Annotated in this window: 26 protein-coding genes; 18 read left to right on the forward strand and 8 right to left on the reverse strand. The window is 35.7% G+C overall.

From position 1 onward, the window contains the following. The first annotated feature begins 646 nt into the window (after nucleotides 1–646). The 9 genes from ACOOE0_RS14465 (at nucleotide 647) to ACOOE0_RS14505 (ending at nucleotide 10303) form a co-directional block, all read left to right on the forward strand. Nucleotides 647–1882: a Shedu immune nuclease family protein gene (locus tag ACOOE0_RS14465; RefSeq protein WP_420399612.1), complete on the forward strand. Its 1236-nt coding sequence runs from the start codon at nucleotides 647–649 to the stop codon at nucleotides 1880–1882. Between the two features lie 17 nt (nucleotides 1883–1899). Next, nucleotides 1900–3924, forward strand: a complete 2025-nt coding sequence (locus ACOOE0_RS14470; RefSeq protein WP_420399613.1) for a PHP domain-containing protein — start codon at nucleotides 1900–1902, stop codon at nucleotides 3922–3924. After that, on the forward strand, nucleotides 3905–4222 hold the full coding sequence (locus tag ACOOE0_RS14475) for a hypothetical protein (RefSeq protein WP_420399614.1): 318 nt from the start codon (nucleotides 3905–3907) through the stop codon (nucleotides 4220–4222). Before ACOOE0_RS14470 ends, ACOOE0_RS14475 begins: the two co-directional genes overlap by 20 nt. Further along, nucleotides 4219–4575 carry a hypothetical protein gene (locus ACOOE0_RS14480; protein ID WP_420399615.1) on the forward strand — a complete coding sequence of 119 codons (357 nt, stop codon included), beginning with the start codon at nucleotides 4219–4221 and terminating at the stop codon, nucleotides 4573–4575. The genes ACOOE0_RS14475 and ACOOE0_RS14480 overlap by 4 nt, the downstream gene beginning before the upstream one ends. 6 nt (nucleotides 4576–4581) lie before the next feature. Next, complete coding sequence (locus tag ACOOE0_RS14485; protein ID WP_420399616.1) at nucleotides 4582–7191, forward strand: hypothetical protein; 2610 nt, start codon at nucleotides 4582–4584, stop codon at nucleotides 7189–7191. A 3-nt stretch (nucleotides 7192–7194) separates the two neighbouring features. Further along, nucleotides 7195–8349: a radical SAM protein gene (locus ACOOE0_RS14490; RefSeq protein WP_420399617.1), complete on the forward strand. Its 1155-nt coding sequence runs from the start codon at nucleotides 7195–7197 to the stop codon at nucleotides 8347–8349. Further along, entirely contained in the window at nucleotides 8346–9257 is a 912-nt protein-coding gene (locus ACOOE0_RS14495; protein ID WP_420399618.1) for a hypothetical protein, read from the forward strand. Before ACOOE0_RS14490 ends, ACOOE0_RS14495 begins: the two co-directional genes overlap by 4 nt. A 1-nt stretch (nucleotide 9258) precedes the next feature. Then, nucleotides 9259–9657, forward strand: coding sequence for a hypothetical protein (locus ACOOE0_RS14500; protein WP_420399619.1), 399 nt, complete (start codon nucleotides 9259–9261; stop codon nucleotides 9655–9657). A 262-nt stretch (nucleotides 9658–9919) separates the two neighbouring features. After that, nucleotides 9920–10303 carry a hypothetical protein gene (locus ACOOE0_RS14505; protein WP_420399620.1) on the forward strand — a complete coding sequence of 128 codons (384 nt, stop codon included), beginning with the start codon at nucleotides 9920–9922 and terminating at the stop codon, nucleotides 10301–10303. A 63-nt stretch (nucleotides 10304–10366) separates the two neighbouring features. On the opposite strand, the gene ACOOE0_RS14510 is transcribed toward ACOOE0_RS14505, so the two are convergent. The 6 genes from ACOOE0_RS14510 to ACOOE0_RS14535 all read right to left on the reverse strand — a co-directional run bounded on the left by ACOOE0_RS14510 (nucleotide 10367) and on the right by ACOOE0_RS14535 (nucleotide 16995). Further along, a complete protein-coding gene (locus tag ACOOE0_RS14510) occupies nucleotides 10367–10750 on the reverse strand; it encodes a hypothetical protein (protein ID WP_420399621.1) in 384 nt (127 codons plus the stop codon). Between the two features lie 4 nt (nucleotides 10751–10754). After that, nucleotides 10755–12848: a hypothetical protein gene (locus ACOOE0_RS14515; protein ID WP_420399622.1), complete on the reverse strand. Its 2094-nt coding sequence runs from the start codon at nucleotides 12846–12848 to the stop codon at nucleotides 10755–10757. Beyond that, on the reverse strand, nucleotides 12826–14277 hold the full coding sequence (locus ACOOE0_RS14520; protein ID WP_420399623.1) for a tyrosine-type recombinase/integrase: 1452 nt from the start codon (nucleotides 14275–14277) through the stop codon (nucleotides 12826–12828). The genes ACOOE0_RS14515 and ACOOE0_RS14520 overlap by 23 nt, the downstream gene beginning before the upstream one ends. Next, a complete protein-coding gene (locus ACOOE0_RS14525; protein WP_420399624.1) occupies nucleotides 14252–15391 on the reverse strand; it encodes a tyrosine-type recombinase/integrase in 1140 nt (379 codons plus the stop codon). Before ACOOE0_RS14525 ends, ACOOE0_RS14520 begins: the two co-directional genes overlap by 26 nt. A 280-nt stretch (nucleotides 15392–15671) precedes the next feature. Beyond that, nucleotides 15672–16736: an adenylate/guanylate cyclase domain-containing protein gene (locus tag ACOOE0_RS14530; protein WP_420399625.1), complete on the reverse strand. Its 1065-nt coding sequence runs from the start codon at nucleotides 16734–16736 to the stop codon at nucleotides 15672–15674. A gap of 52 nt (nucleotides 16737–16788) precedes the next feature. Then, entirely contained in the window at nucleotides 16789–16995 is a 207-nt protein-coding gene (locus ACOOE0_RS14535) for a helix-turn-helix transcriptional regulator (RefSeq protein ID WP_420399626.1), read from the reverse strand. A gap of 194 nt (nucleotides 16996–17189) precedes the next feature. Here ACOOE0_RS14535 and ACOOE0_RS14540 point away from each other — a divergent pair, with 194 nt between their 5' ends. Next, nucleotides 17190–17426 carry a hypothetical protein gene (locus ACOOE0_RS14540; protein ID WP_420399627.1) on the forward strand — a complete coding sequence of 79 codons (237 nt, stop codon included), beginning with the start codon at nucleotides 17190–17192 and terminating at the stop codon, nucleotides 17424–17426. A 96-nt stretch (nucleotides 17427–17522) separates the two neighbouring features. Here the strand turns inward: ACOOE0_RS14540 and ACOOE0_RS14545 are convergent, their stop codons facing one another. Continuing rightward, the gene (locus ACOOE0_RS14545) at nucleotides 17523–19520 is read right to left on the reverse strand and encodes a serine hydrolase (protein WP_420399628.1); all 1998 of its coding nucleotides are present in this window, start codon (nucleotides 19518–19520) and stop codon (nucleotides 17523–17525) included. Between the two features lie 179 nt (nucleotides 19521–19699). On the opposite strand from ACOOE0_RS14545, the gene ACOOE0_RS14550 reads away from it, so the two are divergent. After that, the gene (locus tag ACOOE0_RS14550) at nucleotides 19700–20692 is read left to right on the forward strand and encodes a sensor histidine kinase (protein ID WP_420399629.1); all 993 of its coding nucleotides are present in this window, start codon (nucleotides 19700–19702) and stop codon (nucleotides 20690–20692) included. Nucleotides 20693–20697: 5 nt separating this feature from the next. Continuing rightward, on the forward strand, nucleotides 20698–21393 hold the full coding sequence (locus tag ACOOE0_RS14555) for a LytR/AlgR family response regulator transcription factor (RefSeq protein WP_420399630.1): 696 nt from the start codon (nucleotides 20698–20700) through the stop codon (nucleotides 21391–21393). A 134-nt stretch (nucleotides 21394–21527) separates the two neighbouring features. On the opposite strand, the gene ACOOE0_RS14560 is transcribed toward ACOOE0_RS14555, so the two are convergent. Next, on the reverse strand, nucleotides 21528–23003 hold the full coding sequence (locus ACOOE0_RS14560; RefSeq protein WP_420399631.1) for a PLP-dependent aminotransferase family protein: 1476 nt from the start codon (nucleotides 23001–23003) through the stop codon (nucleotides 21528–21530). Between the two features lie 104 nt (nucleotides 23004–23107). Here ACOOE0_RS14560 and ACOOE0_RS14565 point away from each other — a divergent pair, with 104 nt between their 5' ends. From ACOOE0_RS14565 to ACOOE0_RS14590, 6 genes are all read left to right on the forward strand, one after another. Beyond that, nucleotides 23108–23830: an AraC family ligand binding domain-containing protein gene (locus tag ACOOE0_RS14565; protein WP_420399632.1), complete on the forward strand. Its 723-nt coding sequence runs from the start codon at nucleotides 23108–23110 to the stop codon at nucleotides 23828–23830. Between the two features lie 12 nt (nucleotides 23831–23842). Further along, entirely contained in the window at nucleotides 23843–24133 is a 291-nt protein-coding gene (locus ACOOE0_RS14570; RefSeq protein WP_420399633.1) for a DUF1272 domain-containing protein, read from the forward strand. A 223-nt stretch (nucleotides 24134–24356) separates the two neighbouring features. After that, nucleotides 24357–24872, forward strand: a complete 516-nt coding sequence (locus ACOOE0_RS14575) for a GNAT family N-acetyltransferase (RefSeq protein WP_420399634.1) — start codon at nucleotides 24357–24359, stop codon at nucleotides 24870–24872. Between the two features lie 2 nt (nucleotides 24873–24874). Continuing rightward, nucleotides 24875–25534 (forward strand): pyridoxamine 5'-phosphate oxidase family protein, encoded by a 660-nt coding sequence (locus ACOOE0_RS14580; RefSeq protein ID WP_420399635.1) that lies wholly within the window; start codon nucleotides 24875–24877, stop codon nucleotides 25532–25534. Beyond that, the gene (locus tag ACOOE0_RS14585) at nucleotides 25531–25866 is read left to right on the forward strand and encodes a n-acetylglutamate synthase (RefSeq protein WP_420399636.1); all 336 of its coding nucleotides are present in this window, start codon (nucleotides 25531–25533) and stop codon (nucleotides 25864–25866) included. The genes ACOOE0_RS14580 and ACOOE0_RS14585 overlap by 4 nt, the downstream gene beginning before the upstream one ends. Continuing rightward, nucleotides 25802–26152 (forward strand): hypothetical protein, encoded by a 351-nt coding sequence (locus tag ACOOE0_RS14590; RefSeq protein WP_420399637.1) that lies wholly within the window; start codon nucleotides 25802–25804, stop codon nucleotides 26150–26152. Before ACOOE0_RS14585 ends, ACOOE0_RS14590 begins: the two co-directional genes overlap by 65 nt. The last annotated feature ends 29 nt before the right edge of the window (nucleotides 26153–26181 follow it).

The raw sequence follows: 26181 nt of genomic DNA on the forward strand, positions 1-26181 counted from the left end.
CATGAGAAATGTTCATGGGCAGATTTTTTTGATGAACAACAAATCATTTCTTTTTTTCACTGAAATTTAATCTTAGAGTCTAATATTTCAATCAACTCTTTGTCATAGTACTTATATCTATCCGGAATATTTAGAACTCTAATTTTGGAATTGTAAGTGGTTCCCGTGTGTTTTTGTATTAGCTTCTGGTGTTTGGTTTCCATTACAAATACTAAAGTAGCCCACTCCATCAATTCCTCAGTCAATGGATTGGTTCCTTCTTTTCTGCACACTTTGATGTTTGTACCAGCTGATTTGAATTCTAGATTACTATGCTCTTTCGAAAAATAGTCTTCAGCGGTCTTGGACCTTTGTTTATTTACCGAACAGACAAAGAGAATTTTATCAAATTTTTCAGGCGGTATTAAATCCATTACTCAAAAATAGTGTTTATGTTTTGGAATCTATTCCAGTAGTTTTTTGCAGAAAAACCCCAGAAAAATTAAGGTTTTTATGTAATCGATTTCAAATTCAAAAACCTAAATTTAGAGCACTTCCCCAAATTAAATTTCAATTCTTAAATATCTCTTCTATGCTCCGCAATGAGCATGGTGAGATTTTTTTGCATTCATAATAAATAACCCAATAATCTCATTACTATTTGAAAATGCCAAAATACAACCCAAACCAGGAAAACGTAACCGTAGATAATAATATAAAAACGGTCTTTTCATACTGTAATGAAAAGGGAAAGCCTATTCATAAGGCAAAAGAAACCTATAAAAAGGAGGATAAGTTTGTCTATTTCCCATATTCAGTCAATCCCACAGATGGCACTGTAAAATCAAAGAAAATCAAGACAATTGAGCTCAAAGGATGGCCGAAGCAATCTGATATTCCAAATGATTTCAAAGTCACTAGCAGGTATGGCCTACGTTCCAACAGAATTAGGCAATTTACACAGATTCTTTACTCAAAATTCAAAGAAGTTGATAAGCTTATCATTGGAATAAATATTAACAATAGATTTTCAAATAAAACAATCTCATTGAACTGGGGGGATTTACTCCCAATTCTCCAAAAAATCGGAAATGAAAAAAGGTGGTACGATAGAACCAGAAAATTGATGATAAACAATGAAATAGCAGATATAACCACAAAACTTGATAGACAAAAAGTGTATCTCAATGCGGGCCAACTAGATGCTTTTTTAAAAAAGTTCGATTCTTTCGAAAAGGTCAGTAAGGCTGATATTGAATCCCTATCGACAGTTATGGAGACTGCGCCACCCAGCAAAATTTCTGTAACATCCAACTTTATCAAAACACGCGATAAAATAAACAAGGTGTTCATAGAGGATATCATCAAGAACTTCGAAAGGTTGATGTCCGCCAAAAATGACAATGAAAAACAGTGGCAGACTTTTTTTGGTAAGAATTCATGGATACTAAATCATCTTTTCCCTTTTGAGGTTATTTTAAGAAAGCAAGAAGCTTATGTAGGCGGTAAGACATTGGAAAACGAAGATGGGAGAGTTGTTGATTTTTTGTTTGAGAATGGATTTCAAGACAATTTCGCATTACTTGAAATTAAAACCCACAAAAAAGAGCTGCTTAAAAAAAGTCCTTATAGAAAGCCCGATGTTTTCTCCTACTCAGATGATTTATCAGGCGGTATAAGCCAATGTCTTGACCAAAAGGAAGTTTTCTTAAAAGAATTTGGAAACAAAGAGAGGATATTAGATCCAAAAGCAATTTTAGTAATCGGGCTAAAAAAGAATCTTACGGAGCATCAGAGTAAATGTTTTGAGCTACTACGAACTAATCAGAAGAATGTTGACATCATAACATTTGACGAATTACTATCAAAATTAAGAGGTTTGCTAGAAGTAGTTGCTGAATAGTAAAAGGTTGAATAAACATGAAGAAAATTGATTTACATCTTCACACAAAGCCTTCTTTGAGTGATTCTGATTTTGTTTTTAGTCTATCGAAACTAAAAGAATATGTAAACAGTTTAGCAATAGATTGTATTGCCATAACCAATCACAATCTATTTGATCTTGAACAGTTTAATTCAATCAAGGAGGAACTAAGTATTAAAGTTCTTCCAGGAATTGAAATTAACTTAGAAAAGGGTCACTTACTTCTTATTTCAGAGGATTCAGAACTGGAAGATTTTGAAAGTAAGTGTAATAAGGTAGCATTGTCGATTTCCAATCAACATGATTTTATTTCAGTCCAAAATTTGAAAGAAGTTTTTGTTGATTTAAATCGATATCTTCTAATTCCTCATTATGATAAGAAACCAATAATTAGACCAGAAATAATTGAAGAATTAAAAGATTTCATTAGTTCTGGTGAAGTTACGAGTGCAAAAAAATTCAAATATTGTATCAACGATGCCGAGAGTTTGACCCCAGTCTTATTCAGTGATTTGAGATTTAAAGAAGATATGACTGAATTTTCTCCTCGTCAAACTTATATAGATATTGATGATACTTCACTAAAAGCTATAAAAACTTGTTTGTTAGACAAAGAGAAAGTTTTTCTTGTTAGGGAAGATGGCCATACTTTTTTTCAGGTTTTTGAAAATGGACAAAAGCTCTCAACCGGTCTAAATGTAGTATTGGGAGAACGGTCATCGGGTAAATCATTTACTTTAAAACGAATATTCAATGATTATGAAAATGTTAAATATATCAAACAATTTGAGCTCTTAGAAACGGATGAAGAAAAAGATAAAAAAAGATTTAACGATCTACTAACCATTAAAAAAAGTAGTGTCTCCGAACTTTACTTGAAGGAATTTAAATCAGTTTTAGATGAGATTCTGAAAATTGACAGGATTGAAAATGAAAAAAGTGTAGAAAACTATTTAGATACATTGCTTAGAGTTGCCTCTGAGGAAGAAAAGAAAGACATCTATTCCAAATGCTCATTATTCAATGAAAGCAAATATTTGGAAACTGATAATGATATACTCAAACAGCTTATTAGTTCTACAAAATTACTGATTGAGAATATTGAATATAGAGCAATCATTGATAAGCACATTACGAAAGAGTTGTTGGTGAGTTTGCTTTTAGAACTAATCCAGAAATATAATCAAGAGGAAGAATTAAATCAAAAGAAGCTTTGGATAAACTCAATTCTATCCAATATCAAGAGTGAATTAAAGTCCAATACCGCGTCCATTTCTATTGAGGACATAGATTTCTATAAAACCTTGTTGGATTTGAAAAGATTAGACAAGTTTCAAAAACTAGTGGGATTTGTTAAAACAGAAAGGGTTATTGAGCAAAGTGATGTTCGAAGATTTAAAATAGTTGCTTCTACAAAAAGATTTAATGGCGCTCAAGAACTTCTCAATAAAAGTGGGCGGAAAACAATATTTAAAGATGCTTTTGAAGTCTATGATTCGCCTATCGAATATCTGGATGAGTTGCGCAAAATTTCAGTCCTGCCAGAAACCGAATATTATAAATATTTTGTTGATGTAGAATACAAAATTCTGAACGAACATGGAATTGAAGTTTCAGGTGGTGAAAGATCAGAATTTAACCTACTAGAGAAAATACAGAATGCCCATCATTATGATTTATTGCTAATTGATGAACCAGAATCTTCTTTTGATAATTTATTTCTAAAAAATGAAGTCAATGAGCAGATAAAATCCATTGCAAAATCAGTTCCTGTAATAATAGTCACCCATAATAATACTGTAGGAGCGTCTATCAAACCGGATTATGTGCTATATACAAAAAAGGAGGTTGTAGATAAGAAGGCAAGTTTCAAAATATTCTCCGGGTTTCCTTCGGACACAAAACTTAAAACTGTAGATGGAGAAGAAATAAGTAACTACGATATAATGTTGAATTGTTTAGAAGCTGGTGATCTGGCATATACTCAAAGAGGAAAGTCCTATGAAATACTTAAAAATTGAAGATAATAAGGCCTTCTATCATAAGGGAGATGAAGATTGGCAAGCAATAGACTCCATAAACAAGGAGGATTTGATGATTCTACTTGATAATGCAATAGATTCTGATTTTGAGATGGATGAGTTCAATGCAAAAAATCTACAGAACAAAGCGCACCAAATAATTTATAGAAATCTCTATGACAAGTTTTCTGAACTATTTGAGAATAGGAATAGATTCAAGGATGAGAGTGAGCAACTTTATAAAACCGAGATGGATAAATACGGAAAAAACCATTTAGAAGATGAAGAAGAGGAATGATTCTTAGAGAACAAATACCCGGTTTCAATGAGTTAACTGCCCTTATAAAGGATTACTGCATAGAGATACTTTCGAACAGTTACACCAATGGGGACTGTCGTCTTGGAAATAATGGAGGAGGATTTTTGTCCGAAAGAGAATCCTTCTTTATGGTAATTACCACTGAATTTGATGATGAAAGAATAATATTAGTAAAAAGAGGAAGCGATGATGGCTATCCATATTCATTAGTAGTTGAAGCGAACAGGGATAATAAAAGCACTTATGAAATAGGTCTAATGCTTGACGAGCTAGAGGATAAATTTCCCCAAAAAATGATTGAAAGCTTGGAAGATGAGTTTTATAAATTTTAAAATACTATGGCTATTACTCAAGAACAATTTAATGAATTAAGAGCTGAACTTAATTCAGGATCCCTAAGTCTGTCTTTTAAAGATTTCGGGGACGAAATATCAAATGGACTCGATTTTTTTCGAAACTCAAGTATAAGGATTCGTGAAATTCAAATCTTATCTGATGAAATTGATAGGATTAAATTTTTATCATCTTCAAAAAACTTCTTTTTCACAAGACGAAACCGAAGAGACGATTCTTTCAAGTATGAAATAGAAATAACATATGAAAATGGAGAACTTGAATTGTTTGCAATTTGCAAACCAAATAAAGCTTTTCTGACATTTTCTTCAATTCCATACTTAATAGGAGACCTTTTAAAGCCTCTCGATTCATTAAAAATTGAAGATTTTGCCTTCATCATTACGTCAAAGGCAATAACCAGGATTGATTCAAAATCATTTCCAATTTACAGTTCAGAGGCAGTAAATTTTTTACCTGGAATTAATTTGGCAGGATTTATTGACTTGAAAAATTCTGGTGACATAGCTAATTTGATTTCTCAACCGCTGGAACCTATAATGGGCCCGGGGCCTTACTTTATGTCTTGGAATTTGAGAGATAGAATCGATATTGATTTTAATTTATTAATACCCCGCGACATAAAAGTTGACAATATATTTCAAATTAGTGAACCTAAATTAAAAATTCGCCCACTTGCTCCCGTTGAGTTTTCACTGGACGGTATGTTTGAAATCGAATTGCCTGCAATTCCTTCAATAAAAATTGAAGGAGCATTTCTATATGGAGCAGATAAAATACAAGGAAATTTTAACCTTGATTCTATTGCAAAAGAATTGCCAGTGCCTTTTGGTGTACCCGGAGTTAATTTAAATACGTTAACCGTAAGTGCAGGTACATTAGTGGGTACTCCTTTTGTTGGAGCAGAAGGAACATTCTACATAGGACCAAATAAACCACATAATCTTGAAGATGGCCAACTCAATGAATCATTTGGAATAAAATCAAATGAGTTTAAAATTATTTATACTGCTCTACCAGGTAAAATCACCCCGACATTTGCGTATTTATATCTGGATGAGATAAATCTTGAACTCATTATCGAGGCGATGACTAATCAGGATGTTGCCTTACCTAAATTTTTAAATGAGATATCAATGGAACAAGTCATGTTCCATTGGTGCGAAAATCCTTTGGGTGAAAAAAAACCTGACGGTACTATCGCATATCCAGTTTTTGGACTATCATCGATTACAAAGATATTAGGCCATAAGACATTTACAGAACTTAAATTCACCGGTGACGGAAAGAGTACAGGAAAATTTGTAGCCGACCCAATCGACATCGGCAATGGCTTACTGAAAATTACAGGGAATGGACAAGGAACACCCGAAACTTATAAAGGAGCTACTACAATACAGCCTGGAGGCATGGAGGTTTCATTTTATTCAACAGGTATACCACATTATTTTTCCTTTTCTACCAAAATTGAAGTATTAGGAATAACTGGAGAAGCCAACGGTTCAATAAACAATAATGGATTTATGGCACAATTAAAAAGTGACATAGCGGGTATTCTGGAAAATGAACTGAAGATTATCTATAAAAATCAATCTTTTGAGGCAGATACAATTATTAACGCTGGCATCGATGGAATGAAAATATCCCTTGGAAGTTTGGGTAACATCACGCTAAACTGCAAATTAAAAGGAGCGTTTAATGCAAAGTTTAACAACGAAGAACTCAGTTGTTCAATGAGTCTATCTTTTGATTTTATTGGTGTCCATTTTGACTTGGGCACTTTAACCTTAGCAATCAGAGACCTCAATAAAATAGTACAGGAACTTGAGCATTTCATCAAGGAGAAGGTTATCAGAGAATTAGCAGAAAATGCTCTGGCTTGGTTAACTGCAACAATTGAAGATGCTATTGAATTTGTAGGAGAGAAATTAGAAGAAATTGGAAGGGCCTTAAATAAAGAATTTGAAGAAACCCTGGAAAAAGGTGCTGAGTTAATGCGTAAAGTTGGGTATCAAGCCAAAGAAGTAGCAGAAGCATTAAATAAAGGTTACGAGGCATCTAAAGAAGAACTGGCAAAAGCCTTAGAACAGGCAGGATATTTAACAGAGGAAATAGCGGAAGCTTTAAAAGATGTTCTTGGATTATCTGGACAAGTTGTTGCTGAAATACTAAAGGGTGTTGGTAGTTCAGTTGAGGAAATAGCTAGAACTCTAAAGTTGGTTTATGATTACAGCGAAAAACAAATCGCTGAGGTATTAAAAAAAATGGAGGCATCAGTAGAAGAAATTGCTAAGGTTCTGAAAAATGTCCTAGGAAGCTCGGCAGAGATAATTGGAGAAGTTTTATCTGGACTTTCTTATTCGAGTGAAATAATTTCAAATACACTTAAAAATATAGGCTATGAGGCTGGCAAAGTTGGTGATGTTTTAGTAAATGTACTTAAAGTTCCTGAGAATGTAGCGAAGGAAATACTGAAAAAAATAGGCTTTAAAACTCCGGACATTGATATTCGTTTTCCATACATCAAAGGCCCATACATCAAAAGCCCATATATCAAAAGCCCATACATCAAGAGTCCTTATGTCAAGTGGTAAAAAATGATTGAATTAAGATTATTAGGAACAAAGTGTAACATCGCCTGTCAATATTGTTATCAAAACCCTTTAAGGGATAGTGGTAATGGCAGTTCCAATTATAACCTTCAAGAAACCATACAGAGAATAGATGCTTTAGATGAACCATTTATTTTGTGGGGAGGTGAACCCTTATTAATAAAAACAGAAGATTTAGAAGAGCTATTCAAATTTGGTTATGATAAATATGGAAAAAATCAAATTCTGACAAATGGATCCTTGTGCAATGATAATCACATTGAGCTTTTTAAAAGGTATAATGTTCATGTAACTGTTTCAGTAGATGGCCCTGAAGAATTGAATGATGTTAGATGGAACAGAACACTTTCTAAAACTAGGGAAAGCACTAAAAAATCAACTGAAAATTTAAAAAAGCTGCTTATTCATAAAGTACCAACATCTCTTAATTTTCAGATTACTAAGTGCAATAGTACCAAAAATCGACTACCGAAAATGTTTAATTGGTTAAGATCATTAGATGAATTAGGTCTTCAATCAGCAAGAATTCATGTTCTTGAAGTCGACTACAGTGCCCCCTTATATCATCATGCATTTAATAGTCAAGAAAACATTAATGCATTTATTGAATACAGGATGTTTGAAAGAACATTGACAAATTTAAGATTTGATTTTTTTGATAATATACGTGAATTACTATTAGGAAATGATGAGAATTCAGATTGTGTATGGAGTGCTTGTGATCCATATACAACTGAGGCCGTAACTGGAATTGATGGACAAGGTCGTTTTAACAACTGCGGAAACACTGATAAAGAAGGAATAAATTTTCAAAAACCAGATCAAGTAGGATATGAACGATACATTTCTCTTTATTATACCCCTGACAAATATGGCGGATGTAAAGATTGCAGGTTTTTCATGTTTTGTAAAGGTCAATGCCCTGGAACAGCTTCAAAAGGTGATTGGCGAAATAAAAGTGAAAACTGCGCACTGTTTAAAGCTCTATTCGAAACAATTGAGATGGAATTAATTAAAGAAGGCAAAACACCTTTTTCACTATCTAACCAAAGGAAATATATTGAAAAGGAATTATTGAAGCTTTGGACTGAGGGTAAAAACAAACGATTAAATGAAATAATAGAAAATTTAGAACATTGATTATCGATAAGCTAGATTATGAATTGCATGAATTTCAAAGGATTACTTGGGTCAGCAATGAATTGGAAACGCTATGGCATCCCATTATAAGTCAATTACGAATTGCTATAGAGAACCTTCTTTTAAGTGAAGAGGTATTTGAACTAATAACCGTTCAGGTCAGGTATATTGACATTAATAACGTATATGAGTTTAAAAAAAAGATCTTGGAATTAGACTTATTCTGCGAGCATCTAAATTCTTCACCATCAACTGTAGAAGCTATATGCGGCAAGGATTTTTCGGCAGATAAAAGAGTGGTGATAATAGGAAAAAGGGGAAATGTCATTGAACTCATCAAATCCAAAGAACATTTACCAGATGCATTAAAGCTGACGCAAAATTCAGTCAACGGGTTTGAAGTTTATTCGAAATACAGTGAGAGCAAATTAGTTGACTATACTTGGATGTACTTGCTTTCAGAAACAGATGATACCATTTCAAAAGAAGTTCAAATTAATAACAACTTATTAAATCCTTTTTGGACCAATTTGGGCATATCAGTTCTACCATTCAAACCTTCAAAATTGTCTTGCGAAAATTCATTGGAATTAGCGCACAATATAAAAACCATTGCCAAGGATAAACTACCAACTAATTTATATAATGCTTGGTTTGAAATTTTGTCTTGGCCTGTTGAATGGTCTGCTTTACATGGAATAGCCGAGGTAAAAACACCAATATTGAAAATGATTTACAATACAGACAGCACTGGAACTAAGTATACAATTCGGTTAAATTCAAATACTTATCCGCAAAACGGTTTGAATGGTTTGCTATTCCCTTACAAGAAACCAAAAAAACTATTCTTAACTGAATCAAAGAAATTTAATGAAGGAGTTAAACATTTAAATAATTCAATAAAATAAAATGGCAATTAAATTCGTAATTGAGAGAAGAGAAGATAACAAAGCGTATGGAACACTATCATGGAATGAAAAAAAACTGAGATCTGGAGCAATATCCGGGCCGTATGGTAATAAAGAACTTCCGGCAGGGCTTTATCATGTTAAAAGAAATGGTTTGATAGACAAAAGTACTGGCGACTCAGCTTTTTGTGATTCTTTGTTTAGATGTTGGTTTCAACTTATAACTCCACAATTTTCAACTCATAGAACGGAGCTAGGCATTCATCCTGATGGTGGAGATTATATTGGGACAAAAGGATGTATAGGTATAATTGATGCCGACACCGTACCTTGGTATAATGCTCTGAAATCTGTTCCTAGTAATGGTTATACAGCACTTGAAGTATTTGATCTAGCTTAATATCCAGTAGGTAATAACGTATTTAAAATAGGCTTGCCAGCAGTAAAATAGGAGACAGTAGCTTGTTGCAACTTACATTTCAACCAGACAAAGATGTCCTCGACATTGCCCACTTTTAATATTCCAACCGTTAGTAAAGCTCAATAAAACGATGATTGCGAAACCTGCGTATACCAAATTGTAGACTATAAGCCGTTTCAATTTCTTATGTAGGCTTAAGATAAACATATAGGGAACATTAAATTAACAACAATATACAGATATGAACGATTGGGTCGATATACTAATAGCCTATCGCGAAGGTAAATTTGCGAGATATTTTCATGGATTGACTCCAAAGCTTTTAGTTGGGGCGAGTCAAGTTCCACTAGGAAAAGTATTCGATAATGATAAAATCGCACATGACTTTACCAAGCAATTATTTCAAGAAATGCAGCAATATGATGAAGATGGTTTAATCGTTTCTTCGAATCACTGTGAAATACATGACGGCCCCGTGATGCAATTTACAGAAGCAGAGTGGACTGAGAATTCAATTGGGACAAGTTTTGAAACTATCTGGAATAGTTATGGGGATGATATTGTTTCAGGTGATTTCGGAATAAGTCCATATGATCGAGAGATTTTAAATTCAATATTTGAATAATTGTTATCTAAAAATCCGAAGCATATAACAAAAAAAGTAGGACAAAAAGTCGCAATGATTTAATTATCCAAGTATTTCGACCATTAAATCTTCGATGTCGTACCCTCTGAGCTGTATACCATTGATTAGTTGACCTATTTTTTCAATTAGTCCATCTCTTTCCTTTTCTAAGGATTTGATAATTTCCTTCAATTCTTCATTTTGTTCCCTAAGGCTTTTTCGTTTTTTGGTTTCTTCACTAACCCCAGCATTATTGAGCTGTTTTCTTCTTGCAGCTTGAATCATTTCTGCCCGATGCCCTAAGGCCAATGTTCCTCTACTTTTTAGGCCTAACCTGCGCTGTAGAGTTGCTCTCGAGATAGGGGCTAAGACATATCCTGTTTCAATCATTTTTTGTAACTCTTCTTTTAAGCGCTTATCCAGTTCTTCACCTCTTAGATTTTTCATTGTATTAGACTGAGCTATTTCTTCGTTTAGATATTGGTTTTGTGATTTCTTTACCATCAGGAAATAATTGTATTGGAGTGGAGGAGGGGTTGAGTTTTAAAGCCTTTTTGAGGTTCTTAATTTTCATTTCCAAATCCTTGACCCAAACATCTTGTCCATAAGGTTTTGTGGAATCAGATTTCATTTTCTTCAGAATAGATTCACTACTTCTAAGCTGCTCTTTTATACGCTCTGTCTCTCCTGGAGCGTTGGTTCTATGCAAATGACCGCATCCGTTCCAACATTGGAGGTGTTTTTTACAAGGAGACTGGCTAAAATCGTGTGTACAGCCACCAAAAGGTGTTAAATGTATAGCCAATCCATGAGTGTTCAAAAAGGTGTCAGCGGTTTCTAATCCATGTTTAGCTTTTAAATGGTGATATGTTTCTGTTATTTCCCCAAGAATACTTTTATTTCGAACACCGTCTCTCAAAAAAGTTACTTTATCCTTTACCGAATCAAATCCTAGAAAGTCTTGGTGGAGTTTTGTTTTTTCCTTGGTTGTTGTATGTTGATAAGACTTGTTTTGAGTCAGGTTTTGTCTGCCCATTGCTAAAGCCTGTTGAACATTGCTCATACCAGCCAATTCATAAAGCGTGTTTCTCCAGTGTCTGGGTTGGTGACTGGTCATCTTGATTTTTGACCCATCAGCTTCAGTTAAATTGCGCCGTTCAAAAATTGATTCAGCTCCAGGGATAGATCCTAAGGCACCATTAATTTTTTGAAGAGGAATTGATTCAACAAAGACTTTGAAAGTATTTGCTTTTCTCTTAAATCTAAATGAGCCTTGGAAACGAAGTGGCAGTATTTCACTAGTTTTTAATACTATATGCCCATCTTCACTTTTTAGGTTTATCGAATCGGGCTTTATACTAAGAAGAAAGTCTTCAACATCACCTGCTCGATATATTTTAGAGTAAAATACATCCCGACTTTTTTCGGAACGGTATTCAAAGTAACTTTTATCTGTTTTTACTGGTGTGACCCCATGCCTTCTAAGATACCCTTGCAAGTAAATAATTCGATTAAATCCTAAAAAGGTCTTCATTTGGACATCAGAAATTAACTCCTGTTTGTCATACTTCCAGATTTTACAGGGATTAGCTTCTTGCCATAATAAAACCTCCCTGGCTTCAGCAGTTAATACTTTTAGTCTGTTAACGGCTCGTTTTGCTAGTGGAATGTCTTGATTGGCCAGCCAATGAATTCTAGGTTGGAACTGTTTCTCTGCATAGTATCGAATCCCGACATTGACAAGAAGATTACCATGTAAATCTCTTACTTTCTTACCTTTTTTATCCATCAGAGGTTCCTCGGTCCAACAATCATAAGGGATAAATGTGACTTCATTTCCCCTAAGCCCCATGGCAATTAATAAATCTATGGTTCTCAACAGAATTTCTTCGTTGTCGTCAATAGGATTATTGGTGCAGACAGCATATGCCTTGAGTGCCTCGAAGCTTGGTAATTTATCGTTACCGGTGCGCTCATTAATATCAGTCGATTTTATTGAATCATAATGATAATATCTGTTGCCTGACTTAATACCATGATTAAAATCAATAGGTGAGGGGGTAAACTTTTTTAAATCGATAAGGTCTGCAATTGTTTTAAGGCAAGTTGCGGCATCGAATAGGTTTTTATAACCAATTGCTTTAAGCAATAATATAGTTTCTTCAAAGTGCCACCTAGTCAATTGAGCTGGAGACCGTTCTTTTCTATTGTAAAGGATGATATACAGACGTCTACATTCAATAACACAATTTCTTAGTGCCATATAACCAATTCCTTTGGTTCTTCTAAAGTAGACTACCAATGCCTTTACAAAATCAATATAAGGGTGGGGGAGTTGTCCCTTTTTTGGAAGGTTTAGAGAGTTAGGTATCTTTCCACTAATCCTCAGAGCAGCATTGAACACTAGATATTTATCTTTTCCACGATGAAATAGCCAATCTTCGACATCCCATCTTTCAGAATCCCAATCAATTTTAGTATTTAAGGAATTAAAGATTTTTCTCTCGGTATTGATGAAAGTCTCAAGTTGTTGGTTTACATCCATTTTCCTCTTTTATTTTTTCTATTACTTTTTTTACAGCACCTATTGTCTTTTCCAGCTGTAAAATTGGCCGGTTGTGCTCAATATCGTTACCCGCTTCTGATACATCGATATGATATTGAACTTGTTTTTGAAGACTTTCTTTAACTTCTACATGCCTACCATCCACAAATGGATGAAATTTGATGCAAGTATAACAGGCATAGACAGGGTTTTTGGGACATACTGTATTTGACGGAAGACCACATGAACCAATTCCTCCAATATATTGATTCCCAACAATGCCTTTTACCCATCGTTCTTTTGATATGGTGTTCTTATCAACAATTTCCCCTGTATTCATCATCTGCATTATTTCCTGGTATCTTTTGCTTTTTCCCAAGGCTTCGCTCTTAATGTCTGCTATTCTTGGCGTAGCAGTTATATAAGCTCTTGCTGGAATGGTTGAATTATGTCCAATGATTTCAGCTATTACTTCTGCTGAAGCTCCTTGATTTGCAAGGGTTTGGGCCAGATGATGCCTAAAATCGGTTAACGATGCGCGAATACCTATGGTTTTCAATTCTCTTTTGACGATATCTGTGTACATCTGTGCCTTAAGTCTCTCACCAGAAGTATCAACAAATAATGGGTCTCCGAATTCTATATATTCATTATGAAAACTTATTAATCTTTCTATTTTCTGTCCAAGGCTTTTACTTAGAGAACGCAGTCTTTTCTCAATAGTCAAGGACTTTCTTTTTTTAGACATAGGTAAATTCAAAGAGTAATATTTTACCTTATCCGCGACACTACTATGAACTATGAAATCCCCAACATTCAACGGATAAAATTGAGATCTACGAGGGCCCAATTCATAGGCTAAAGACAAAATGATATTGTTCCTGAGCTGTTCATAAGTGTTGAAATGGTTTAAAGCAATAATCCTTTCATAAATCGTGGCCATTTCTGTTTCACTGATGTATTCTTGACTTAAAAAAACGCTAGAGTAGGGGTCCCTTTGTTTATTTTTGAATTCCTTGATTTCTAGCAAGATTCTTCTAATAAAACCAGAAAAAGACTTATCACAACACCAGCTGTAAAAGGTTTTGAATACAGAAACTGTAACGTGGCTATTTGTCTTTTGAAAAAATCCAAAAATCTCAGTTACTAAGAAAGGAAAAGTAAGATTAGCTTGATCAAGATGTTTTATAAATCTAAAATCTCCATTTATAACAGTAATTATTGACTTATTATAGATACGGTGAATTATGAATAATTTCAAAATTTTCTCCAGTTCATCGTGAAAATTATAGCTTTCCCATTGTAACAAGTATGAACTCCCACCATAAAATAACTCCCATGAGTCAGTTCCGGTTAGCACATCATAACTCAAATTATCTGCTACAGATGTAATTGAAATTCTGTCAGGGATTTTGGTTTGATTCTTCATTTTTTAACCGTTCAATATTATGGTTATTTGCGAGTTTGGAAATGTAGTTTCTAGAATATAGGATGGGCATTCTTGAGTTTAGTGACCAACCACAAATCAGTTGGAGTTCATCTTTAGCTCTTTCCATATCTATTCCTCTTGTTTCAATAAGATACTTTAGCATTCTCTCTGCAAAATTATGTCGTAACATATGTGGAGTTAGCTGGATGTCAGTCTTTTGAGAGATGACACTGAATATGGACGAGACAGTACTTTTGGAAAGGGGAGAACCCTTCCTGTCAGAAGTAAAAAGATATCGATGACTTCGACTCCTTTTTCTAGTGTAAAGTATGTACTGGTCAAGGATTTGATAGGTTTTGGAACCAATACCAATGATCCTCTGACTATGTAGATTCTTAAGTCTTGGCTGAGATATTCTTGAGTCTTCTATATCGTCATTACGGTTTAGAATTCTTAGATATGTTTTTTGTTCATCTCTTATAATATCATCGGTTGTTAACTTAAGTAACTCGCTCATTCTTAAGCCTGTGTCCATCATTATTAAAAAAATCACATAGTTCCTTATTCTGTTTCTTTTAATAAAGGGATTGGTTTCATTATTGGAATCTATCAGGTTCAGTATCGATGATATATCTTTATTAGAAATACTCTTATAAGTACTAGAGGGACCAATTCTAATTTTATGTGAGTTGAATAAACCATTTATCTTTCTTATCGTTATTTTCTTGTTTTCCAAGGAGTAATTAAGAAAACACCAGGTTACGAACTCTTTTATTCTTGAAAGGTGAGAGTTGAAAGTTAAATTTGAAATAATTGGTTTTTCGCTATTTTTCTTCCTGGACTTATAGTAATAGACCCAATCTATAAGATTGTCTAAGCTGTCCCATACTTTATTAAAATCATTAGCTAATACTTCTTTTGGAAAATCAACTTCTAGCTGATGATAATATTCAAATACAATTTTAATTGAGTGGAGATGATTGTATTGAGTTTTGTATGATCTGGTCTTTAATTTTAAGACACTATACTTAAAAGAAAGGTATATTGGAATTCCATCAGAAATAAGAACTGGTTTATATTTTCCTGAGGAAAGTTTAATTCTAAGTATGTGCACTTTACAATTACATTATTTTGATTTAAGATAATTAAATGTAAAGTTTTATATAAAAGAATCTGGTAGGGGAAAATACAATATGAACGTTAGTTACATTGAATCCCATTTTACATAATCATAATTATAGTACATTTTGTATTTTAGGTTTAGCCAGTGGCTAAGGCTAAAATCAAGAAGGATGGCGCGGTGGCGTTTTATTTGATTTTAAATGTATCTATAATCAGTCATTATGTTTAATTGCCGCGTGCATCCATTCCAACTCCAGATTTTCCAATCAATACTAACCATCAATTGAGTGTATATTGACTCCTTGTTTCTTGCCTTTCAAAAGAATATTACCAACAAACTTGGATTCGGGTCTAAATTCCTTGTGCATAGCCATTAGCAGCTCTTCAGAAATGAGCAGGGATTCATTTTGTTTATTGCATTCGGCCTGAATCCGTGCGGTTGTATTGATCACATCACCATGGTAGGCAAGTTCTCTCTTAACGTGTCCAACTTCTACAGCTATTAATTTACCCCCGTGGATTCCCGCCTTAAATGCGGGGTGAATTCCATATTTTTTCAGGTAGCTTTCTTTTTTTTCTTTTCGCAAATTTTCAAAAGCAAAAAATAGGCTTACACAATTATTATTCTCCAAACCCTTTTCATAGGACCAATACACCACCGCTTCGTCACCTACATATTGATAGATCTGCGCATCGTACTGGAGAACCAACTCATTCAAATCAAAGAAACATTCCTGCAATAGTTCACTGTATTTGTAATGACCCAAGCTTTCTGCTATTGTCGTGGAATCCTTTAAATCCAAAAACATGAAAATCACCCTTTCCTCTTTAGGAAACCGATACCTGCCAAAGAGCATTTTTAAGTACTTTCCCTTTCCGAATCGCTCAGTAGTGGAGCTGATAAAATAGAGGACGAAGGAACACAAAACAATGTAGTACATTATGGCCCAGAATTGCTTTTCCCGAACCCACCATCCAAAGTAAATATCAATCCCAAGGTCTAGTATATTGGAAGCCACAAAGGTTACCATGGAGATGATGAACACCGTGGATAAGAAATAGGATAAAACCCTTAAAAACTGCCTGATTCCAATCCCCAACCTTTTTGATACATATTTTTCAAAGAAAAAATCGACACAGGCATAAAAAACGCCCAAACCAAATCCAAGCAGTGCAAAAATCCCCAAAATTTGGGCAAAAGGAAGGGGTAATTCTGATACATTGGGTTTTGGCATTTGAAGACTGTCAGCAAAACCATAATACCTGAAAATGCCATAGCTGGACATCACCAGAATCCAATAAGGGATGTGTTTTCTGAGGTTGCTAAAAATTTCCACAATGGTTGCCCTTTAAGTGTTATCTTTTCCGTTGAGGCCGATGAAAATGGCGTTACCCTTTCGTCGACACCAAAAGCTCCCGTATATCCACATCGAGGATTTGGGCCATACGTTTTAGGTCTTTGAGATGAGGTTGGGACCTGTTGGTACAGATTGCCGTGATAGCGGTGGTGCTTTTACCCAATTGTTCAGCAAGCCATACTTGCGACTTTCCTTGAATAACCAACACTTCTTTTATTCTATTAATTCTATCTGCCATTACCTTTCTTAGAAAACACAATATATAATTTCAAGCCCTTAAAATATAACTATACCTACAATTTAAGTAAGAACAACTTGCATTTTCAACACAAATACCATAAGTTTAACTTAAATATATTTTTACCTAACTTATATATACGTAAGTTTTTATTAAATCCCTAACTTCTTTAGGTTTAATCCAAAATACAAACCATGAGCTCCCAAAAACTTGACCTATCCCCCCTACTCGCCTACCTTGTAGATTGCCATGAGGGCGATCTGCTTTCGCTGATCCAAAGTTTGAGCAAGACCATTTTTATGTTGCACTTTGTTCCTATGGATACTTTTTCAGATTTGGAGCGGCAAAACGTTTGCCATGTGCTTATGGAGCTTAAAGAAGCAGTAACAAAGGTGTATTTAACTTCCGAAAAGGGCAATCAGGGGGCGTAAATTGCTTTTGGTTGAAAAGCTCTAATAAAAAAACAACCTCAGAACAGGTCTGAGATCGTTAAAATCTTGCTATGCTCTAGGTCCTAAAAAAACAGTTTAATTTTTGGCAAATGCCGGTACAACGGTTTCAAAAATGGGCTTCATAATTTTGTCATCATCCCTGTCAAAACCTGAAATGACCATGGTCAAATCCAATTCTTCTACCACGATAACACGCTGTCCACCACCTCCCCAAGCCAAGGTCATGTCATAGCTTTTGTTCCCAACCTGTACTGGGGTATAGTACCAAAAATATCCATAACGGTAATTCTTGGGCATCCAATCTATGGCTGGCCTTACAATTCCACTGGTTGCTTTTTCTAGATAGGCTGCAGAAATAAACTGCTCCCCATTCAATTTACCCCTGTTTTGCACTAATTGTCCAAACTTGAGCATGTCACGAGGCATAATTCGGGCCTGCCATCCCGCTTGTGGCAAACCACTGGCATGATTGGACCATTGGTAATTGGTAATACCGAGTTTGTCGAGAAATTCTTCCTTTATAAAGTTCTCCGCTGTTCCAGGCACCACAGCGTCAATAACGGTCATGACCATCATGGGGTTAAAATTGCCATATAAATAGGTCTGGGTCTCCTTGGTAATGGGCGCGCTACGTTCCAGAAGTGTCTGCACCAGCCCCTGCCCTTTCAAACGAACGGAATCGTTTTCAACTTCTTTCCATTTCTCTTCGTCGATGGTCAATCCCCCCTGCATGGTCAATGCTTTATGAAGGGTGATTTTATCAGCTCCTGCTGTGAATTTTTTAGGGTCTAGGTCTTTCAAGAAATGGATCAAAGGTTTGTCTAGATCATCCATGCTTAAATATCCCAGCTCAATGGCCCTTCCCAACACCAAACTGGTATACCCTTTTACCGCTGAGGCCTGCCCGTGCGGCAAATTGACCCGCCCCTTTTTGTAATAGGATTCATAGACCAGTTTGTTCTTGTGTGAAATAAGCAATGCATCGTAATTCCCATAGGTACCCTTAAAAATCTCCTGGGATACTTCTAGGATTGCATTTTTATCAGCTTCAGCAATGTCCAACTCCCCTACCGCTATACCATCTTCCCTATCTTCCGGAGCTTGGGTGATATAGGGGTTATTTAGGTGCGGAATGGACCAGAATGAAATCTCCTTGCTATCCCTTGAAATATGATTCATTGGAGATGACAACCAGGCAATACTGCGAACCGCCGTCATAGGGAATGCTGTACCATGGTCTCCATCAATTACTTCTTTATAGACGGACAAACCGCCATCCCTTCTTTCGTTTAATAGCTTAACGAACGCATCGATAGGTTCCACCACCGATTCTTCTTCTAAGGAGCCATATGCAATAAAAACATTGGCATTCAGACTCGAGTTTTTATTGGATGACTCATAGGGCCCAAACTTGGTGTTGAGTTCCTTTAAGTAATCCAGTTCACCTCTTACCGTTGGGCTACCGATAATGTAATTGTTGAAGGTATCAGGTTGACTTAGTAGTATATAGGCTCCAAACTCACCACTGAGTGAGTATCCAAAATAGGTGCGGCTGTTTGGGTCGGTGCGGTAGGTTTCATCAACATAGGAAATGACATCATTGCGAATAAAATCCAGATGCTCATTGGCTTGGCCAAATTGATATTTGTTTTGAATTTCAGGATCGCTGTGTTTGCTCATGGAGTAATCACGAAACCTGCTCACATGGGCTCCCCTTTCCTTTATTAGGTCTTCATTGATATCCAATTGCCAGGAAATTCCAACCAAAATAATGTCTTCCAAGATGTATTCCGTAGCACCAGACAGCATTTCGAGATGCCACACGGCATCTGTATAATACAGGACAGGATACTTTTTACCAGGGTTCTCAGCATAATCTTCTGGTACCTCTATATAAAGTTCATAGTTTCGTTCTGTTTTTGTGTCTTTAATAGGCACTACCCGAACTTGGGGTAATTCTAACGAAGACCCTGTTAGGGTGGTTGTGATTTCTTTTGCGCTATTTCCTTGTGTAAACGCATGGTTTGTTAGTAAAAGAAGAAGTGCGAGTAGCCCTTTGGTTATGCTTTTCATTGTTTTATTTGTTATTTCTGAACGATAAAACTACCGTATAAACCCTGCCGGAAATTGGAAACAGGATAAGCCAAGCGATTAAATGATGAAATCACTTCATCATTGATATATGCGTTTTACAAGAAATTATGAAGGTTTGTGTTTGAACGTGGTACTTTTGTCCTCAACTGGAAGAGTTCATGCTACAAAAGTCTTTGAAGAATACCATCCTCATTAACCTGGGTGCCTTTGTATTGGTGCTCATCCTTGAGCTATTGGGTGGATGGATGCTCATAGATAAATATGACTCGCTTTATTCCTTTTATTTATGGGGACTTAGTTATACTATAAGTATTATGACCGTGATATGGATAAATCATTTTATCCTTATCCCATATCTTTTTGATAAGAAAAAATATGTTTTATACGGATTCCTACTTATTGGAGCCATATTTCTTGGAGTGAGTATTAAAATATATCCAAAATTCAACTGGATAGGTATCACTAAAATGTCTTCTTTTCTTATTTACACCACAGGTACTGGTATGGCCGCTTTCTTTTTAAGGAGAAGTGCACTCATGCAAAGACAAAAGGAAGAAAAAGAAAAGTTGCAAAGAGAACTGGAATTGAACTACCTAAAGGAACAGGTAAACCCTCACTTTTTATTCAATTCATTGAATAGCATTTATGCCCTTTCCAGGCAGCAATCCACAGAAACTCCCGAGGTTGTGATGCAACTTTCGGAATTAATGAGATATCAATTGGAAAGTGCTAAAAAGGACTTTGTTTCGCTGAAGGAAGAGTTGGAGTTTATAGAGAATTATTTATTGCTGGAGGAAAAACGGTTGAGCAAACGGTGTGCCATTGAATTTTTGATTGAAGGGGAATCGTCAAATTATAAAATAGCGCCCATGCTACTCATACCGTTTGTTGAAAACGCGGTTAAACATGGGGCCCAAGCCACCAATGCACAGAGTACCATTGATGTGAATGTTTCCATTAAAAATTCCAGGCTTCATGTTCATGTTGTAAATTCAAAACACAATGCAGTAACCCAACCGACAAGAATGGGAACGGGACTAGAAAATGTGCAGCGGCGACTGAATTTATTATATCCGAATGCCCATGAATTAAAGATCAGTGATATGGAGGCGGCATATCATGTAAATTTAACCATTGACATAACCGAATAGTAGGAATGATGAAAATTGCCATTGTTGATGATGAACAATTAGCACGGGAAGTGCTGGAAGAGTATTGTTCCAAAATAAACAACTTTGAGTTGGTCCTAAGTACCGGGAACCCAATCGAGTTCGTGAATTTTATTCAGCAACATAAAATCGACCTGGTTTTTTTGGATATTGAAATGCCGGAGCTCAATGGCATGGGAATTTTACGTTCCATGATACAATCCCCTAAAGTGATTTTAACAACGGCATATTCCGAGTATGCCTTGGAAAGCTATGACTTTGGGGTGGTCGATTACTTATTGAAACCTATAAAACTTGAACGCTTTTTACAAGCCATAAACAAAGTTTCAACTTCGACCATAGCAGAACCTAAACCGAATAAGAAACAAGAAGAACTTCGGATAAAGCATGATGGTTTACCGATTGCCCTTCCGTTGAAATCAATTCGCTACATTCAAAGTTTTGGGAATTATTTGAAAATTTTTACGGATGCCAGAATGTATCTTATCTCAGATACACTCATTAACATCACTACCTTATTACCAGAAAATTTTCATCGTACGCATAAATCCTATATTGTCAATTTGGAAAGGATTACAAAAGCTACCCGAACCCATTTATTGCTTGAGGATAAAAAGATTCCTGTTAGCGCTATGTACAAGGTGGTTGTTTTTGAAAAATTAAAAGGTTTGGCGAAGCCATAAAAACACCTCCCTACCCTCCTTCTTCGCTTTTCAAGCTTCGAAGGATTCGCTAGGTTCGGCAGAAACCGTATTTACTCGCATAACTTTTGTTTATAAATTGATGCCCTTGAACCCTAAAGGGATTCTTTACTTTTTTATAGCGTACTCTTAATTGCATGCTTTAACCTCTTTATCAATTCATGAATTTCTTCCTCGTTATACGTGGCAAAACCAATTCTAATTGCATTGTGCCCTAATTTGGCTGCATCATACTGCCGCCAATCTCCAATTTCCAGCCTGTGTTTTCTTGCCGCTTCGGAAATGGTATCCCAAGAGTAATCCGGATGCAACTTTATCCAAACCGCCATTCCACCTTTTGGTGTTTCAAACTGAAAAATACCATCGAATTCATCGTTTAAAAGTTTACAGAACAGATCACGTCGTTGCTGGTAAATTTTCATCACTTTACGAATGTGTCTGTCCAAATCGCCAGACTTTATAAAGCTCGCGAAGGTCAATTCTAAAAGTGCATCACCCTGCCTGTCCACATAACCTCTTAATTTTGCAGCTTCATCCACAAACTCTTTTGAAGCAATTAAATACCCAACCCTGAACACTGGAGCGACCGTTTTACAAACAGAACCAATGTAAATTACGTTTCCGTTGGTGTCGTGACTTGCCAATGGTAGAATTGGAGCATGATTGTAATTAAAATCATAATCGTAATCATCTTCAATAATCGCAAAATTATAGTGCTGTGCAAGGTTTAAAAGGTGGATTCTTCTTTTTGCAGAAAGCGTTACTGTTGTTGGATGGTGATGATGGGAGGTCACATATACCGCTTTAATTTGGTGTCGCTTACATAGTTTTTCAATGTCGTCGGTTACAAGTCCATTTTTATCTACCGAAACGCGTTCCAATTTTGCTTGCTGGTTTAAAAAGGTAAAATCAGCGGAAACATAATTGGTATTACCGACCACTATAACATCTTCTTTTTGAAGCAATAGTTTCGCTGACAACCAAATGCCCATTTGGCTGCCACGGGTAATCAGTACATTTTCCTTGGTAATGTTCAGCCCCCTGGTTGAATTCAAATATTCCATCAACACATTTCGTAGGGTCTCATTACCATAGGTAGAACCATAGGACAAATGTTCGTATATACTTTTTTTGGATGAAACACTTCTGTACGTCCGTGCAATTTCATCAATGGGAGTTAATCTGGTATCCGAAATACCATCATTCAAGTACATAAAGTCATCCCGCTTTTCGGTGGGTATTTTTGGTAGGATACTACTCTTATAAAAAGAAAAATCAGCATTATTAATTACACCAGATACTTCATCATCATTTAATTTTTGTTGATGTAACACTGGTAAATTACGATGTACATAAGTTCCTTTTTTGGGAATACTCTCGATCCAACCCTGAAGCAATAACTCATCATAACAAGCCACTATTGTTTTCCTGTGCACGTTTAACTGCTCTGCCAATGTTCTGCTTCCAGGAAGTTTGGTATTGGGCGCCAACTTTTGGCTTTTGATCAATTGAATAATTTGATTGGACAATTGAAGGTACAGTGCCTGATTGCTTTTTCTATCGAATTGAATACTTGTTTTAAATGGAAACATCTGGACTATTAGTTATATCCATTCTGGACGATTATGGCAGTCCACTAATATAGTACTTTCGAGCTATAATATCATAAAGACACTAAAATATGACCTTAAAAATCATGAACAATCAGTACGAATCAAAACATCTATTTTATGTGCTGTGCCTTCTTTTAACAGCATTTTCATCCTATTCACAAAATGAGGAGAAGTGGAAGATTTATGAATTGGATATGCTTTCATTAAATGAGACAGGGGTTTATGTAGATACGCCAACCATAAGTGGTGAAACATACGTCACCAAAAGTGCCTCTACCCTAAAAGCCTCCACCTACGATCGTATGTTATTTATTGTTGAGGGGATGGGTACAGCAACGGTAAAATCTAAAACCATGGATTTAAAAGCAGGAGATGTGGTGTTTTTAAAAGCTGATGATACCATTGAATTTTCAGGGGACCTAAAAATGATGCTCTGGACAAGTAAATCGACCAAAACAAATCATAAAAACAAAACAGGGAAATTTTCGAAAGCGGAAATTGAAGCTGAAAGGGATGCATCAGAAAATGTATGGAATTCATTCATAGAAACTTCAACAATGGTTGCAGGTCTCTATATGTTGCCAAAATCACTAAATGGGGATAACACGCTTACGCACAGTTTTGATGAAATCAATTATGTAGTAAATGGCAGCGCAAAATTTAAAATGAACAATACCGTAATCGATGTTAAGCCAGGTTCCATTATGTGGGTGAAACGAGGCGTTGGCCATTACTTCTATGACCTTTCGGACGACTTTGATGTTTACATACTTTTTGAGACCATTAATATGGATCACGACCATTAATGAATATATAGCATGTTAGAAATAAGACCCAATTGCGAGCACTGCAACAAAGAGTTACCAAACACCTCAACAGAGGCAATGATTTGCTCCTTTGAATGCACCTATTGTAACACCTGTGCTATGGAAATATTTGAAAATGTATGTCCAAGTTGTTCGGGAAATTTTGTTCCACGCCCCATAAGGCCACAAAAAGCAATTGAGAAATATCCTGCTTCAACCAAACCCATATTTAAACCAAAGAATTTAGAAAAAGTCAGGATGACCATAGCGCAATATAAAAGCATTCCTCCAGAAAAAAGATGAGTCCAATTATAATTGATACCATTGGTTACGTAGCGTTGGTAATTAATCTGTATTCAATGTCCACAAAGGGCGAATACAAGCTGCGTTTGATTTCACTGATAGCAAACATAGGCTACATAATTTATGGTTTATTAATTAGTGCCGCGCCAATAATTATAGGGTGCACCATAGCAGTGTTTTTGCACGGCTTTCACTTAAGAAGATTACAAATAAAAAAACAGCAATGATCAACATAAAAACAGCTAACGAGGCAGATCTTGACATATTGGCCCTTTTGGGAAGAGTAACATACGCTGAATCACACGGTCATTTTATTGATAATAAAAACGACTTGTCGGCTTATCTCGATGAAGCTTTTTCAGTCGAAAAAACCAAACAGGAAATCAACAATCCGAAAAATCTATACTATATCATTTATGTTAATGATCTACCCGTTGGGTATGCCAAATTGGTAGTAAACGCATTTCACAAAAATGTGGTCTCGCCAAACAATTGTCGATTGGAAAGAATCTATATTTTGAATGATTTCATCCCCTTAAAAATTGGACAACACTTTCTAAATTTTATTGAAAAGAAAGCCAGAGCCCTGCAATTGGATACGATGTGGCTTTCGGTTTACATAAAAAACAATAGGGCTATCAGATTCTATCATAGAAATGAATTTAAGAACGTTGGAGAATTAAATTATCTAGTCAACGGTAAGGGTTATGAAAATGCCGTTTTGTCAAAGGAGTTATAAACATGAAAGAATATCCAAAATCTAAATTAAACAGGGTAAAACGCGGTCATAACAGAGCAACTTATGATGTTGAAAATATAAACGCCATTTTGGATGCTGGTTTTATAGGCTATGTAAGTTACATGTACAAAAACAAGGCAATTTCATTACCCATGGGGTATGGAAGAAAAGGCAACAAAATTTATTTACACGGTTCCCAAGCCAACAGAATGTTGCTGGCATTATTGGAGGCCAAAGAAATGAGCCTAACGGTTACACATTTAGATGCTTTGGTTCTGGCACGATCTGGGTTGCACCATTCCGTAAATTATCGTTCCGCAACGCTATTTGGTTCAACAAGAAAACTTGAAGATACAAAGGAAAAGGAAGCAGCGCTGTTCTGTGTAATGGAACAAATGATGAAAGGACGTTGGGATGGCATTAGGCCAATGGACCAAGAAGAATTGGACAGAACCTTAGTGGTAGAAATGACTATTGAAACGGCATCAGCAAAAATAAGGGATGTTGGTGTTGCGGACGAACCAGCAGATTACGATTTAGATGTTTGGGCTGGTTTGGTACCTTTAAAGCAAATAGCTGAATACCCGATTGCTGACAAGGGTCTACCCCAGCAAATGGAAATTCCTAAACATGTTTTGGATTATTATCAGCAAAATCAATGAACTATCACAACAAACGGTTTAGAGTAGTGGAAAGCTCAGCAAATGCAGATACGACCGAAAAAACCATATTTACATATAAGCAAAGTGGCAATATTGTAACATCTGAATACAAGGGTGGAAATATCGTAAAAGGCCATTTAATCGGATTGGTGGACAAAAATGGATCTATCAATATGCGCTATCACCAAGTCAACCTAAAGGGGGAACTAATGACTGGAATCTGTCATTCGACACCTAAATTGAACAAAAACGGAAAAATAAGACTTCATGAACGTTGGAAATGGACTTCTGGAGATAGGTCAAGCGGAAAATCCATTCTTGAAGAGTTATAAAGTATACCAAAACGGAAGAAAGCCGGTTAATTCCCCATTTCTCAGCCACTTGACCAGCACCACCCGCCCAAACGCACCGTTATGGTACTGGCGGATTAAAAGTTCTGCTTTTCATTTTATGGAACTCAAAGAAGCGGTTATGGAAATTTATTTTATCAAAAGGACAATTGTCGAGTTTTTCATTCCATACGCTTTCACCTCCCCCACTCTGCGGGTTTTACAAAACAGTATTCCATTACTTTTAAATTTGGAAAATCTGAAAAATGATTCAATAGAAGCTCAATAAAAATCCTTGTTTTCACTTAAGTTCTTATA

The organism is Flagellimonas sp. (genome assembly GCF_965215805.1).
Classification (GTDB): Bacteria; Bacteroidota; Bacteroidia; order Flavobacteriales; family Flavobacteriaceae; genus Flagellimonas.

Excerpts from the sequence above, each read along its gene's own strand:
- ACOOE0_RS14515 (WP_420399622.1), bottom strand. The coding sequence starts at position 12,848 with ATGGATGTAAACCAACAACTTGAGACTTTCATCAATACCGAGAGAAAA.
- ACOOE0_RS14490 (WP_420399617.1), top strand. The coding sequence starts at position 7,195 with ATGATTGAATTAAGATTATTAGGAACAAAGTGTAACATCGCCTGTCAA.
- ACOOE0_RS14545 (WP_420399628.1), bottom strand. The coding sequence starts at position 19,520 with ATGAAAAGCATAACCAAAGGGCTACTCGCACTTCTTCTTTTACTAACA.
- ACOOE0_RS14575 (WP_420399634.1), top strand. The coding sequence starts at position 24,357 with ATGATCAACATAAAAACAGCTAACGAGGCAGATCTTGACATATTGGCC.
- ACOOE0_RS14570 (WP_420399633.1), top strand. The coding sequence starts at position 23,843 with ATGTTAGAAATAAGACCCAATTGCGAGCACTGCAACAAAGAGTTACCA.
- ACOOE0_RS14550 (WP_420399629.1), top strand. The coding sequence starts at position 19,700 with ATGCTACAAAAGTCTTTGAAGAATACCATCCTCATTAACCTGGGTGCC.
- ACOOE0_RS14480 (WP_420399615.1), top strand. The coding sequence starts at position 4,219 with ATGATTCTTAGAGAACAAATACCCGGTTTCAATGAGTTAACTGCCCTT.
- ACOOE0_RS14485 (WP_420399616.1), top strand. The coding sequence starts at position 4,582 with ATGGCTATTACTCAAGAACAATTTAATGAATTAAGAGCTGAACTTAAT.
- ACOOE0_RS14580 (WP_420399635.1), top strand. The coding sequence starts at position 24,875 with ATGAAAGAATATCCAAAATCTAAATTAAACAGGGTAAAACGCGGTCAT.
- ACOOE0_RS14465 (WP_420399612.1), top strand. The coding sequence starts at position 647 with ATGCCAAAATACAACCCAAACCAGGAAAACGTAACCGTAGATAATAAT.
- ACOOE0_RS14520 (WP_420399623.1), bottom strand. The coding sequence starts at position 14,277 with ATGAAGAATCAAACCAAAATCCCTGACAGAATTTCAATTACATCTGTA.
- ACOOE0_RS14500 (WP_420399619.1), top strand. The coding sequence starts at position 9,259 with ATGGCAATTAAATTCGTAATTGAGAGAAGAGAAGATAACAAAGCGTAT.
- ACOOE0_RS14475 (WP_420399614.1), top strand. The coding sequence starts at position 3,905 with ATGAAATACTTAAAAATTGAAGATAATAAGGCCTTCTATCATAAGGGA.
- ACOOE0_RS14590 (WP_420399637.1), top strand. The coding sequence starts at position 25,802 with ATGAACGTTGGAAATGGACTTCTGGAGATAGGTCAAGCGGAAAATCCA.
- ACOOE0_RS14470 (WP_420399613.1), top strand. The coding sequence starts at position 1,900 with ATGAAGAAAATTGATTTACATCTTCACACAAAGCCTTCTTTGAGTGAT.
- ACOOE0_RS14585 (WP_420399636.1), top strand. The coding sequence starts at position 25,531 with ATGAACTATCACAACAAACGGTTTAGAGTAGTGGAAAGCTCAGCAAAT.
- ACOOE0_RS14510 (WP_420399621.1), bottom strand. The coding sequence starts at position 10,750 with ATGAAAAATCTAAGAGGTGAAGAACTGGATAAGCGCTTAAAAGAAGAG.
- ACOOE0_RS14540 (WP_420399627.1), top strand. The coding sequence starts at position 17,190 with ATGAGCTCCCAAAAACTTGACCTATCCCCCCTACTCGCCTACCTTGTA.
- ACOOE0_RS14505 (WP_420399620.1), top strand. The coding sequence starts at position 9,920 with ATGAACGATTGGGTCGATATACTAATAGCCTATCGCGAAGGTAAATTT.
- ACOOE0_RS14560 (WP_420399631.1), bottom strand. The coding sequence starts at position 23,003 with ATGTTTCCATTTAAAACAAGTATTCAATTCGATAGAAAAAGCAATCAG.
- ACOOE0_RS14535 (WP_420399626.1), bottom strand. The coding sequence starts at position 16,995 with ATGGCAGATAGAATTAATAGAATAAAAGAAGTGTTGGTTATTCAAGGA.
- ACOOE0_RS14565 (WP_420399632.1), top strand. The coding sequence starts at position 23,108 with ATGAACAATCAGTACGAATCAAAACATCTATTTTATGTGCTGTGCCTT.
- ACOOE0_RS14555 (WP_420399630.1), top strand. The coding sequence starts at position 20,698 with ATGATGAAAATTGCCATTGTTGATGATGAACAATTAGCACGGGAAGTG.